The following is a 12033-nucleotide window of genomic DNA, read 5'->3' on the forward strand; positions in this document are numbered from 1 at the left end:
TGTTCGGGGTCGGGGTCCTTCCGGGGAAAAGGGGGCCCGAGGGGATGGGCTTTCAGCGAGTCAGGGCGAAATTACGGATTTTCCATGGAGAAACGCCCCTGATTTGGTTGACAATGGGGTGTGGGCTCACTAGAATTTCTGGAAAAATCTCGCAAAATGTGAGATGGTGTGAAGTCCTGAAAGCCCAAATGGAATCACCCCCTTGGGCTGGATTCCAATCGAACTGATTGCATTGTTTTTTCAAAACTTACGAATATAAAAAGTTTACAGGCAACAACAGGTAAAAGGAGATCCCCATGACGGTTGCGGAAGCGACAGAATCCCAGGCCACCGAGCAGGAAAAAGGGACCATCAAGATCACGGTCTGCATGAGCCTCAGTGGTCAGGCCGAGGGAGCCAAAGACGTTTACGCGGAATTTCAGAAACTGATTGAGGAAAATCAGGGCACGGCGGAGTTGTCCGAGCGTGGCGGTTGCGAAATGGGCCAGGTCGGGTGCCGTGGTTATTGCAGCCGCGACGTGCTGGTGGACGTTTATGTGCCGGGCCAGCCGCGCGTCACCTACGAACGCGTGAAGGTCGCGAACGTTCCGCAGATTTTCAAGGACCACGTGCTGGGCGGCAAACCGTTCGCCAGGCTCGCGGCCAAGCCGGACTACTATGAAACGCTGGAGAAGCAGGCGCGGGTCGCGTTGAAGCATGGGGGCAACATCGATCCGGAAAGCATCGACGAATACATCAAGGTCGGCGGCTACGAGACGTTGAAAAAAGTGATGACCACCATGACGCCGGAACAGGTGCGCAAGGAAATCCGGCGCTCCGGTCTTCGCGGCAAGGGCGGCGGCGGATTCTTCACCGGTGACAAGTGGGAGAAAACCGCGAATGCAAAAGCCGAACGCAAATACATCATGGTCAACGGCGACGAGGGCAACCCGGCGTCGTACATGGACCGCAGTATCATGGAAGGCTGTCCGCACCAGGTGCTGGAAGGCCTGTTGATCGGCGCCTACGCCATCGGCGCCACCGACGGCATCATCTACACCCGCTCGGACTACTCGATCGCCGTACGTCGTCTCAACATGGCGTTGGAATCGGCGCGCGAGCGCGGCTTTCTCGGCAACAACATTCTGGGCACGAATTTCAGTATCGACTTCTACGTGCATGAAGGCATGGAGGCGTTCATCGGTGGCGAATCGACGGCGCTGATGTCTTCCGTCGAAGGCAAACGCCCGTTTCCGAAAGCCCAGCCGCCGCACTCTTCCGAGAAGGGCGTCTTCGGCTACCCGACGAACCTGAACAATGCCGAGACCTGGGCAACGGTCACCGAGATCATCAAACAGGGCGCGGACTGGTACCTGTCGATGGGACCGGAGAACTCGCCGGGCTGCAAGACCTGGGCGATCGCCGGCAACCTGAAGTACGCCGGGCTGATGGAATTCGACATGAACACCACCGTGGGTGAAATCATCAATGATTACTGCGGCGGCATCCTGAAAAAGAAAGAATTGAAGGTGGTGCACATCGGCGGCGTCACCGGCGGTTTCCTGCCCCCGGAGAAACTCGACACCAAGACCGATTACGAAAGCCTCATTGAGGCGGGCGCCATCATGGGTCAGGCCAGCCTGTCAGCTTATGACAACTCGGCGTGTGTCATCGACCTCACCCGCTTTTCCATCGGTTTCAACGAGACGGAGACCTGCGGCAAGTGCACACCGTGCCGTATCGGGCTGACGCTCATCAAGAACATGCTGGACGACATCGCCGAAGGCCGTGGCAAAATCGAGTATCTCGACAAACTGCAGGCGATGTGCGAGGAGATCAATGTCACTTCGCTGTGCGGCCTGGGTGAGACGGCGGTCAAATCGGTTCTCAGCGGCCTCAAGTATTTCCGCAAGGAGTACGAACGGCATATCGTCGACCAGGTTTGCGACGCGGCGATGTGTACGGGCCTGTACCGTTATGTGGTCAAGGAAGAAGACTGTGTGGCCTGCGGCGCGTGCATCAAGCCGTGCCCGACCGGCGCCATCACCGGCGGCACCAAGAAAGTCTCGGCGCACATCGACATGGACCTGTGCATCAACTGCAACGCCTGCTACCAGGCCTGCAACTTCCTGGCGATCGCCTGACCGCACTTCCAGTTACGAAAAACAAAACCCCGGAGCCTTCGCGGTTCCGGGGTTTTTTATGCCTTCAGATTTGTTGTTGTGCGCCCGTTTTACGTTCTGTTTAAAACCGGAACTCTTTGAGGGTCCGAAGGCGCTCCGACTCCGTAAACAGTTGGAAGCTGTCCACGCAGAAGTTGTTGCGCCGGAGGTCGAGGGTGACGAGCGAGGTGAACCGCGGCGACTCCGCCAGCGCCTTGAAGCCGGAATAGCGGATGCCGTTGCTGTTGAGACGCAACTCGGTGACATTCGCCATGTTCTCCGAGCAGGCCAGCGCGATGACGCCGTCGCTCTCCATCCACGTGTTCCACAGCTTCAGGGTTTTGAGCCTGGCGAAGTTGGGCGATTGTGCGAGGATCCTGCCGCCCTGGTTGCTGATGTCGTTGTGACTCAGGTTCAGATTCTCCAGTTGGGTCAGGACGCGCGAAGTGCCGAGTGCCTGCACTCCTGCGACCTTGATGCCCGTCTTCTCCAGGTTGAGCGCAGTGAGGCCGGAAAATACCGCCTCGGCCAAAGCCAGCATGCCCTTATCCCCGATGGGGTTGTCCATCAGGTTGAGGGATTTGAGGTTCTTCAGGTGCTCCGACTGGCAGAGTGCCACCAGTCCCATGTGGTCGGCGAAGTTATTGCGCAATGAAAGGTGCTCGATATTTGCCATTTCCGGACAACGCGCGATGGCCTGCAATCCCTTGTTGCCGAGACGCTGTCCGTTCAGGTTGAGCGTGCCGTTCTGCGCACGCGCTTTGATCAACTGCCGGATGCGGAAATCGAGAAGTGTTTCCTCACCTTCGCGGGTGAACTCGTTTTCGTAGGTGTACAGGTCCTGCAAATTGGAGAGGTGTTTGGATTTCGCGAGGGCATTTGCACCGTCGTTGCCAATCCAGTTAAAGTCGATCACCAGCTTCTTCAGCCGCGCCACGGTGGGCGATTGCGCCAGCAACTTGGCCCCGGCATCGTCAATGCGGTTGAATCCAAGATTCAGCACTTCCACCGGTGAGAACGCGCCGGTCTGGATCCAGTCGGAGAGCGTGTCGGTATTGATCTTGTTCTTGCGCAGGTTCAGCCAGCGAAGTTGCGGGTTGGCCGCGCCGTCCGGAAACCGCGACAGGCGTTCTTCGCCGATGCGGTTGAGTTCCAGTTCCAGAAACTCCAGTTTCGGCAGTTTTTTCGATTTGACCAGGCGCAGGGCGCCGTCGTCGCCGATGCGGTTGTTGGTGAGGTTGAGTAGTTTCAACTGACCGAGGTGAGGCGATTGCGCCAGCGCCGCCGCGGCTTTGTCCGTAATGGCGTTCGAATCCAGATGCAGGTGCGTGACCCCCGCAAGGGAAGGGCAGGAAGCCAGCGCTTCGATGCCCGTATCGCCGATGTCGTTCCATGACAGGTTGAGGACGCGCACATGCGACAGGTCCTTGTGGCGGGCGAGGAACACAGCCCCGGCATCGCCCAGTGAATCGTAACTCAGATCGAGCGTCGAATGGCGCAGGGTCAGTTTGTCCGCAATGGACTGGACCGTCTTCAGTCCGTTATCCGGGGCTTTGGTTTGGGGATCAGTCATCGTCGGCGGGAAAGTCGAAATGGAATTCCTTGAGTGTTTGAATGCGCGGCGATTCGCGCAGGCGTTCGAAGCCTTCCGGAGAAATCAGGTTGTACGTCAGGTTGAGGACTTCGAGTTTCTTGAGACCCGGCGACTCCGCCAGCGCCCCCATGCCTTCCTCACCGATGCCGTTGGAATCGAGGTGCAGGGTTTTGAGGCGGGGCAGGTTGCGCGAGTTGGCCAGCGCCACGGCCCCGGCATCGCCGATCTTGTTGAATGACAAATCGAGCGTTTCCAGCCGCGACAGGTTGGGCGATTCGGCAATGGCTTCTGCGCCTTCGGGGCCGATCTTGTTCGAGTACAGGCTGAGATAACGGACATTGTCCAGCTTGTCACAATCGGCCAGGTATTCCGCGCCCTGGTTGCCGATCTTGTTCTCGTACAACCACAACTCCTGCACGCCCTGGAACAGGTCGCCTTCCACCAGTTCTTCCAAATAAGTGTCCTTGATCCAGCAGTTGTGCATGAATAGGATTTCGATGCCCGGCACTGCCAGGTTTTCTGCCACGTCGAGGGCGATCTGCAGATCGAAGCGCTTGTTGGAAAGGTCGAGCGTTTTCTTGTCCTTGCTCAGGCCTTTTTTGATCCAGCGCCGGATCCAGGTGATGTCGTCAACGTTCTGGTTTTTCGCCATATGCGTGTATCGTGGTGGTGGAAAATTTCAATTCTATAGATGTCCCATGAAAAGTAAAGGTTAAATCTGACAACCCGGTATGGCCGATTTTCCCGGCATGCCGATTCTGGTATGGTAGTCGAATGAACCTTGTACCGGCCCATATGGCCCTTTGGCGGGCCCTTTTGACGGCATGCCTGCTGGCGGCGGGGATGCTGGCGTCCCCCGGTTGTTCCAATCCGTCGGCAACGGGTGGGGAGGAAGCCACCCTGCGCCTCGCCATCCATTCGGAGCCACCCACGCTCGACTGGTCCCTCGCCACCGACAACGTGTCTTTCGACGTGCTGACCAACATCATGGAGGGCCTCACCCAGTACAACGAGAACCTGGAACCCGTCCCCGCCATCGCCCATCGCTGGGAGTTTTCGGACGACGGCACCGTCATCACCTACCACCTGCGCGACGACGTTTTCTGGACCGATGGGGAACCCGTCACCGCGCACGACTTCGAGTATTCGTGGAAACGCCTGCTCAATCCCGCCACCGCGGCGGAGTATGCCTACTTCCTTTTCGACGTGAAAAATGCCTTCGCCTACAACTCGGGCAAGCTCAAGGACGCCGAACAGGTCGGCGTGCGCGCGCTTTCGGACAGGGTGCTTGAGGTGGAACTGGAGCGACCCGTCATCTACTTTCCCAGCATCACAACATTCATGGTGACCTTCCCCATGCGAAAGGACATCGTCGAAAAGTATGGCGACCGCTGGACCGATCCGCAACGCATCGTCACCAACGGACCCTTCACACTGGACAAATGGCAACACGAATACAAGCTGATCCTGAAAGCCAACAATAAATTTTATGAAGGGCGGCCCGCAGTAGACCGCGTTGTGCTCTACGTGGTGCGCGAACCGACAACGGAGCTGACGCTGTACGAGACGGGCGAGCTGGAGATGGTGGAACTGCCGCCGGTGGCCATCCCGCATTACAAAAGCAGTCCCGAGTACCGCAACCTGCCTCTGTTGCGTGGCTACTATTACGGATTCAACGTGACCAAAGCGCCGTTCGACAACGCCACCGTGCGGCGCGCGCTGGCGCACGCCATCGACCGCACGCAGATTCCGGTGATCCTGAAAGGCGGCGAGTTGCCGACGGCGTCGTGGATTCCCAAAGGCATGTTCGGCTACAACCCGGATGTCGGGCCGCATTTCGATCCCGAAAAAGCGCGCCGCCTGTTGGCGTCAGCGGGCTATCCCGGAGGGAGGGGCTTTCCGCCGTTCGCCATCTCCTACAACACCGACGCTACGAACAAGCTCATCGCCGAGTTCGTGCAGGCGCAGTGGAGAAAACATCTTTCGCTTGACGTGGCCCTGGAGAGCATGGAGTGGAAAGTGTTTCTAAGCAAACTTCGGCTGGACGCGCCGCCGGTGTTCCGGCTGGGGTGGGGCGCGGACTTTCCCGACCCGGACAACTTCATGAACCTGTTCACCTCCACCAGCGGCAACAATCACCTGAATTGGGGCAATGCAGAATACGACCGATTGATCCGTCGGGGTGCGGCGGAGCGCGATCCGAAAAAACGCCAGGTCATTTATGACATGGCCCAAAAGATCCTCACCGAAACCGACGCGCCGCTGATTTCCCTGTTCGGTCTCACGCACAACGTGCTGGTCAAACCTTACGTGAAGGGGTTGCGCCTCAACGCGATGGAACTGCTGTACCTGAAGCACGTGCGGCTGGAAAAAGATGCCGCCTGAGGCGGGCGCACTTTCGCCGTGGGTGTGAAAGTGGGGAAAGGGGGGAGAATAACCAGGACGCCGGATCAGTTGTAACCCGGGTCCTGATCAAACAGTTCGTTGTAATCGTCCAGGGTGTCCCCGCCGGAAGATTCCGACCGGTACCAGTCGAACCCGTCGCCGTCGTCATCGTCCTCATCCAGCTCAAACGCCCCGGCTTCCTCGGCGTCATCGGCGATGGTGGAGGGGTCGACCTTGAACACATTGGTGCTGCCGCACCGGCAGGGCGTGTTGCCCTCATCGAATTCCGTTTCCTTCAATAGGCACACCGAGAAACCGCAGTCCTCGCAACGGTACTCGTTGTGCGTCTCGTTGAAATCCGGATGAATCAGCCGGTCGCGGCACTGGTTGCAGAACGTCGGCTGATCGGGCGTGTACTCGGAAAACACGTTTTCGATGTTGCACGCCGAACACTCGACCAACAGGTCTCTGGGTTCATCAAGAGCCATGAACGCCTCTCTCGTTACCGGAAGTTCTCGATTTATTCGAACGTCGGGGGTTTCATCTGGGAGATGTCGATGCCCATGTCCGCCAACTGCTTCGAGAAGGGACACTTGCTCGCGCCGGACTTTTCGCCCTCGGCGGCTTCACCGGACTCCGCCGGGCTGGTCTCCACCGACCCGGTCTCCGCCATGATGAACCACGACAGCGTGTCGATTTTCTGTTCTTTATCCGTGATGTAGCCTTTGAGCGCGTCGCGGGTTTCCTGGTGCGTCGCTGTTTTCAGCGCTTCCTGGTACTTTTCCAGCGCCGACCGCTCGAACTCGATGGCCTGTTTCAATGCCGTGATGGAATCTGCCATTTCCTTGCTCCTCGCGTGGATGTGATCGTTGGATGTCAGGTAAAAAATATTACAAAACCCATTTTAGAAAGTCCATGCCAAATTTGAAATACAATAGGTTGTGGGTGGGGTAGTTTACAATCCCCCAAAACCATTCTATAAAGAGGCTATGAAGGACGATCCGAGGCTGGCGGATATCATATATCCGGGAACGGATGGCAACGTGGTCCTGCTGGGCTTTCCCTACGATGAAGGGGTGGCCAGAAACGGCGGGCGCACCGGCGCGCGGTCGGGTCCGGAGAAGATGCGGGCGTGGCTTCGCCGCTTCGGCACGGTGTTCAATCCCGAATTGGGGATCGATCTGTCCCCCCTCCGCATCACCGATGCGGGCGACATCGACCCCGGCCTGCCTCTGGAGCAGGCCCACGCCGCCCTGACAGCCAAAGTGAAGGGTATTTTGCAGGCAGGGGGTACCCCCTTCGTGGCGGGTGGCGGCAACGATCAGTCCTGGCCAAACGCGCAAGCCCTGCTGGATACCCACGAAAGCTGCCGGGTGGGGGCTATCAACGTGGACGCGCACCTGGATGTCCGCCCGCTCATCGAAGGAAAAGCGCACAGCGGCTCCCCGTTCCGGCTTCTACTTGAGGACGCGCGCTTCTCGGGCGAGCTTTTTGTCGAATTCGCCACGCAGGGAAGCCAGGCCGCGAAGGAGCACGTGGAGTATGTCCGCCACAGGGACGGGCACATCCACTGGTTGTCTGAGATCTACATGAACGAAGACGCGCTCGGCTGGTTCAGTTCCGCCCTCGGCCGGGTGGCATGGGACTGCGACGCGGTTTTCGTGAGTTTCGACCTCGATTCCGTCCGTATGGCGGACGCGCCCGGCGTGTCAGCGCCGTCGGTCATGGGTCTTCGCGGAAGTGAGGCGCTGGAGATCGCTCGCATCGCCGGGCAGAACCCCAAAGTCCAGTTGTTCGACCTCTCGGAGTACAACCCGGAAATCGAGGAAGAACGCACGGGCCGCTTGGCGGCGTCGATGTTCTATTACTTCTGCCTGGGAGTGGCATCCCGAAAGGAGGCATGAATGAACCGGCAACGCGGCTCACCCATCAAACCCGCAGGATCGAACAAACCCTCCTCCGAACGCCCGCTCTATAGCGAACTCGCTCCGAAAAAAGCACCGCGCGCCCCCACCTCGCTCACACTCCGCTGTTGCGACTGGGACGCCGAAGCGGCGCTCCGCATGTTAATGAACAACCTCGACGACCGCGTCGCCCTCGACTGGAAACAACTCATCGTGTACGGCGGCACCGGCCGCGCGGCGCGCAACTGGAAGGAATACCACCGCCTGGTAGCCGAACTCAAACGCCTCAAAAAAGACGAGACGCTGTGCGTGCAGTCGGGCAAACCCGTCTATATCGCGCGCACGCACCCGGACGCGCCGCGCGTCCTCATCGCCAACTCCAACCTGGTGCCGCGCTGGGCCACCGACGATCACTTTGACCACCTCGACCGCCTCGGCCTCATGATGTACGGCCAGATGACGGCGGGAAGCTGGATCTACATCGGCACGCAGGGCATCCTGCAGGGCACCTACGAAACCTTCGGCGCCTGCGGGCAGATCGATTTCAACCAGCCGAGCCTCAGGGGCAAATGGATCTTCACGGCCGGGCTCGGCAACATGGGCGCGGCGCAGCCCTTGGCGGGCACGATGAACGATGCCTCGGTGCTGGTGGCGGAAGTGAACCCCACGCAGGTGGAGCGTCGATTGAAAGAGGGGTATCTCGACCGCACCGCCAAAAATCTCAAGGAGGCGTTGGACCTCATCGAGCGGTCTATCAAGGAAGGCGAGCCCATCAGCGTCGGGCTGGTCGCCAACGGCGCGACGGTGGCGCGTCAGTTGGCCGAAGACAACCGCCTGCCGGACATCGTCACCGACCAGACTTCGGCGCACAACCTCATGACCTATGTGCCCGAAGGCGGCGATTACGCGTCGCTGATGAAACTGCGCGACGGCGATCCCGACACCTACCGCAAGCTGTCCATGGAAACGGCGGTCAAGCACTGCCAGGCGATGATCGATTTGCAGGCGAAAGGATGCGTCGTGTTTGACTACGGCAACAACCTGCGCGGCCAGGCGGAGCTGGGCGGCCTCACCGTGCGCGATGCCGACGGTGCATTCCTCTATCCCGGTTTCGTTCCGGCATACATCCGCCCGCTGTTCTGCGAGGGGCAGGGACCGTTCCGCTGGGCTTTGCTCTCCGGCAAGAAAAAAGATTTGCACACCGTGGACCAGGCGGTGCTCGACACGTTTCCGGAAAAGAAGGCGCTCCGGCGCTGGATCACCCAAGCGCAGAAACAGGTTCCGGTGCTGGGCCTGCCGACGCGCGTGTGCTGGCTGGGTTACGGCGAGCGCGCCAAGATGGGCGCGGTGATGAATCAACTGGTCAAAAAGAAAAAGGTGGCCGCGCCGATCGTCATCGGCAGGGATCACCTCGACTGCGGCAGTGTCGCCTCGCCCAACCGCGAAACCGAAGGCATGCTCGATGGCAGTGACGCTGTGGCCGACTGGCCTCTGCTCAACTTCGCGGTCAACGCGGTGTCGGGTGCGAGCTGGGTCAGCTTCCACCACGGCGGTGGCGTGGGCATGGGCAACAGCCTGCATGCGGGCATGGTGATCGTCGCCGACGGTACGAAGAAGAAGGGCGACCGACTCGACCGCGTGCTCACGCACGATCCGGGTCTCGGCGTGGCGCGGCACGTCGATGCCGGCTACGACGAAGCGAAACGCATCGCCCAAAGACGCAAGGTGCATCTTCCCAAACCCTGAGAGATGGCTCTATGACGGAAACACTGTGCTTTCGAAACATCGGGCAGTTGATCCAGGCCGACGCCACATCCCAGCCCGGCGTGCGCGTGCGCAGGAACTGCGCGCTCGTGGTCAAGAAAGGCCACATCGAAAAAATCCTGAAAGACTCGGAGGTGAAGGCGTCGGCGAAGTACAAAAAGGTGATCGACGTGAACGGCTGTGCGGTGGTGCCGGGGTTCGTCGATTGCCACACGCACCTGGTGTACGGCGGTGAGCGCAAGGACGAGATGGTGGACCGCATGAGCGGCGTCTCGTACCTCGAAATTCTGAGCAAGGGCGGCGGCATCCACGACACCGTGCGCGCCACCCGGCAGGCGACGGAGGCGACGCTGTTCGATCAGGCCAAAGCCCGCATGAAACGCATGATGGCTTTGGGCACCACCGCGTTCGAGATCAAGTCCGGTTACGGTCTCGACCTCGACACGGAAACGAAGATGCTGAGGGTGGGACAACGTCTTCGCAAGGCATTGAAAGCACCGGTGACGCTCACCTACCTCGGCGCGCACGCCATCCCGCCCGAGGTCAAACGCAAATCGTACGTTGAGTTCGTCCTGGAAAGCCTGCCGAAGTTCCGCGGCCTCGCCGACGGCGTCGACATCTTCTGCGAGAAGAACGTGTTCACCGTCGCCGACCTGCGGCTGATTTTTTTGCAGGCCAAGTTGTTGGGATTCGACCTGCGTGCCCACGTGGAGGAGTTGTCACATCAGGGCGGATCGTACGAGGCGGCGCGCCTGGGGGCGCTGTCGTGCGATCACCTCGAGCACGCCACGCCGAAAGACATCCAGGCCATGCACGCCGCGGGCACGGTGGCGGTGCTGATGCCCGGCGTCACGTTGTTTCTGGGCGGAACCAAGCAACCGCTGGTGCACAGCATGCTGGACGCGCGGGTGACGTTGGCGCTGGCCACCGACTGCAATCCCGGCAGTTGCCCCACCTACAACATGCAGACGGTGATTTACCTGGCGGCGAACCTGTACCGCATCACGCCGGGGCAGGCGCTGGCGGCGGCGACCTACGGCGCGGCGAAGGCGCTGGGGCACCACCGGCTGTACGGCGGCCTCCTGCCCGGCCAGCGCGCCGACTTCAACATCCTCAAGACCGGCGACTACCGCGATCTCGTCTATTACTTCGGCGAAAACTTCATCGATCAAACCTACCTTGGCGGCAAACGCGTCACCGGCGGCAAAGAACCTGCGGGGTTTTAGAGGTGAAAAAACATTTTTGTTAATTTAAGAGCTTGAGTTATGGGCGAGGATCTTTCCAAAAGAATATCGGAGATTGTTCCCAAATTTCTTGAGACTTATGATTTGGTGCATGAGTGGGAAGAGTTTGGATTATTTGAGAGAGCATCAAAATCATTGCTACATGATTCGGGTAAAATCGACAAATTTTTAAACATCCCAGACCCACGATTTAATTCAATAAGTTGGGCTAGGGATGTTGATTGGCTGATTGACCAAGTTTATTTTAGTTTTTACTGGATGGATGCATTTGCGAAGTATTTCGAAGAAAAGCATGATTCTTCAAAGGGACCATATGGAGACTATTGGCCGGCTTCCTACTACGCTGATAATTGTATGCTTGGGATATATTCTTGCAGAGACAAGATTGCTTTAATGGTCTGGGCTTTTTATTGTCCTTTTGATATTACAAAGAAAGAAGAGGTGCTGGATTTTCATAAAATTATGAAAAGGTTAAATCATCCTGTTAAATATGCAATTAAAGCGGATGATTCGCAAGAATTCTGGAATGCCCTGAATGGTTTGAATGATAGTGTATTTAATAAGGAGATTGCAGAGTATAGGCACAAAAAAATCCATAGAAGGGAGCCTAAAATTATAATGGGCCCAATTGAAAATTGTCATTTTAGAGACTATACGTTTCCAGTTCTCGATCCAAATGAAGAAGAAGAATGGAAAAATCAGATGAAGGCAAAGGGCGATAGTCCTCAAGTAATAGAAAGTGTAATGAGAAACAGTGTATTTGATGGGGTGATGTATAGGCGAAAGTCTGTTAATGATTTATTGGTTTCATATTCTGATGTCAAAGATCAGATTGAACGGGCTTTTAAGAAAACTCTAAAAGTTGCGGTTACTTGTTTTGATATTCTGGATTCCAGACTCTTCCCTAAATAGGAGGCGCTTTTTGTCCCCCTCATCCTAACCTTCTCCCACCAGGGGAGAAGGGACTCTTAATACTCCCTCTCCCTTGACGGGAGAGGGCT

The 12033-nt window shown here is 57.9% G+C and carries 10 protein-coding genes; 6 read left to right on the plus strand and 4 right to left on the minus strand.

The window, feature by feature from the left end; translation table 11 throughout:
- The first annotated feature begins 296 nt into the window (after positions 1-296).
- The gene (locus TX82_RS07350; RefSeq protein ID WP_005008813.1) at positions 297-2123 is read left to right on the plus strand and encodes an NADH-ubiquinone oxidoreductase-F iron-sulfur binding region domain-containing protein; all 1827 of its coding nucleotides are present in this window, start codon (positions 297-299) and stop codon (positions 2121-2123) included.
- Positions 2124-2223: 100 nt separating this feature from the next.
- Here the strand turns inward: TX82_RS07350 and TX82_RS07355 are convergent, their stop codons facing one another.
- A complete protein-coding gene (locus tag TX82_RS07355) occupies positions 2224-3714 on the minus strand; it encodes a leucine-rich repeat domain-containing protein (protein WP_005008815.1) in 1491 nt (496 codons plus the stop codon).
- The gene (locus TX82_RS07360; protein WP_005008821.1) at positions 3707-4387 is read right to left on the minus strand and encodes a leucine-rich repeat domain-containing protein; all 681 of its coding nucleotides are present in this window, start codon (positions 4385-4387) and stop codon (positions 3707-3709) included. Before TX82_RS07360 ends, TX82_RS07355 begins: the two co-directional genes overlap by 8 nt.
- A gap of 164 nt (positions 4388-4551) precedes the next feature.
- Between TX82_RS07360 and TX82_RS07365 the strand changes: the two genes are divergently transcribed.
- Positions 4552-6120: a peptide ABC transporter substrate-binding protein gene (locus TX82_RS07365; RefSeq protein ID WP_237100645.1), complete on the plus strand. Its 1569-nt coding sequence runs from the start codon at positions 4552-4554 to the stop codon at positions 6118-6120.
- 65 nt (positions 6121-6185) lie between these two features.
- Here the strand turns inward: TX82_RS07365 and TX82_RS07370 are convergent, their stop codons facing one another.
- A complete protein-coding gene (locus TX82_RS07370) occupies positions 6186-6608 on the minus strand; it encodes a hypothetical protein (RefSeq protein WP_005008825.1) in 423 nt (140 codons plus the stop codon).
- Positions 6609-6640: 32 nt separating this feature from the next.
- A complete protein-coding gene (locus TX82_RS07375; protein ID WP_005008828.1) occupies positions 6641-6961 on the minus strand; it encodes a hypothetical protein in 321 nt (106 codons plus the stop codon).
- 148 nt (positions 6962-7109) lie between these two features.
- Between TX82_RS07375 and TX82_RS07380 the strand changes: the two genes are divergently transcribed.
- From TX82_RS07380 to TX82_RS07395, 4 genes are read left to right on the plus strand one after another with little or no spacing between them, the layout of a single operon-like run.
- Positions 7110-8024, plus strand: a complete 915-nt coding sequence (locus TX82_RS07380) for a formimidoylglutamase (protein ID WP_005008829.1) — start codon at positions 7110-7112, stop codon at positions 8022-8024.
- A complete protein-coding gene (gene hutU / locus TX82_RS07385) occupies positions 8025-9770 on the plus strand; it encodes a urocanate hydratase (protein WP_005008832.1) in 1746 nt (581 codons plus the stop codon).
- Between the two features lie 11 nt (positions 9771-9781).
- Positions 9782-11014, plus strand: coding sequence for an imidazolonepropionase (hutI, locus tag TX82_RS07390; RefSeq protein WP_005008834.1), 1233 nt, complete (start codon positions 9782-9784; stop codon positions 11012-11014).
- Between the two features lie 39 nt (positions 11015-11053).
- Positions 11054-11944, plus strand: a complete 891-nt coding sequence (locus tag TX82_RS07395) for a Cthe_2314 family HEPN domain-containing protein (RefSeq protein WP_005008836.1) — start codon at positions 11054-11056, stop codon at positions 11942-11944.
- Positions 11945-12033 lie beyond the last annotated feature (89 nt).

Source organism: Nitrospina gracilis 3/211, from assembly GCF_000341545.2.
GTDB lineage: Bacteria > Nitrospinota > Nitrospinia > Nitrospinales > Nitrospinaceae > Nitrospina > Nitrospina gracilis.